1 protein-coding gene is annotated in these 1,123 nt (G+C 39.2%); it reads left to right on the forward strand.

Annotated elements, in window-relative coordinates; translation table 11 throughout:
• On the forward strand, positions 1 to 1,016 hold a 1,016-nt coding region (locus FHQ08_RS12615), incomplete at its 5' end, for a transposase (protein ID WP_230914741.1).
• Between the last annotated feature and the right edge of the window lie 107 nt (positions 1,017 to 1,123).

The following is a 1,123-nucleotide window of genomic DNA, read 5'->3' on the forward strand; positions in this document are numbered from 1 at the left end:
ACAAACGCCTACGGCGAAAATTCAAACACGACCGTCATTTGATCGACAGTGACTACCTACCTAGAAAAAGTAAATACGAGTCTAATAATGCAATTTTTGGTGACCGAAATAGTTTTTCTAAGACTGACCCGGATGCAACTTTCATGCGCATGAAAGAAGATGCGATGCAAAATGGTCAGTTGAAGCCAGGTTATAATCTTCAGATCGCGACTCAAAATCAGTTTGCACTATACTACGATATCAACCAACGGCCAGCTGATCAAAGAACGTTGATCCCATTTTTACGATCTATGGATTTCCAAACAACACCCATAAAATATATTGTGGCAGATGCGGGCTACGGTAGTGAACAGAATTATAACTACATTGAAAACAAACTGACTGCACAAGCTCTGATCCCTTACGGGATGTTCGAAAAAGAGCAGACTCGATCCTATCGACGTGATGCAAGTAAAATAATGAACTGGAACTATGATCCGATCAAAGATTACTATACTGACGAGCATGGCATCAAATTCCACTTTATTAGAGAAGGTCACCGCAAAGACAAGAGTGGTTTCGTGCGAAACCTTCGAACCTATCGTGCTCTAGATTATGACGACCCGGAGGGTTATTACTATGCTCATACACCTGGAGGTAACCTGCGTCAGATCAACATCAATCCCAATTGGGAACACCATAAACAACAGATGCGTGAAAGACTAAAAGATAATGATGAAACAAAAGCAATTTATGCCTTGAGAAAAATCGAAGATGAACCATTCTTCGGAAATCTGAAGGCTAATTTGAAGTACCTACGAACCTCGGTTCGTGGGATTGAAAAGGTTACTACTGAAGCAGGAATTGCAATTATGGCAGCTAATCTGCTGAAACTGACCCTCAAAGTCAATGTTATTTTTAGAAAATCAATCGTTAAAAAAATAATCGTGGTTTTCAGATTCAATATCAGTCTGAAAACTACGATTATTTTATTTTGCGTGGCTTATGTCCCAGCCACTTCCAATGTTATTCTATAAGCGACAAAACTCTAGAAAGAAAAGGAGGACACTGTCGTGTATCAAAATTATAACAATAATCAGTTGCGTTTATCAATCCCTTTGGAGATCAATATCCCATCAAACCA

Origin of the sequence: Agrilactobacillus fermenti (assembly GCF_021030645.1) — a bacterium.
Classification (GTDB): Bacteria; Bacillota; Bacilli; order Lactobacillales; family Lactobacillaceae; genus Agrilactobacillus; species Agrilactobacillus fermenti.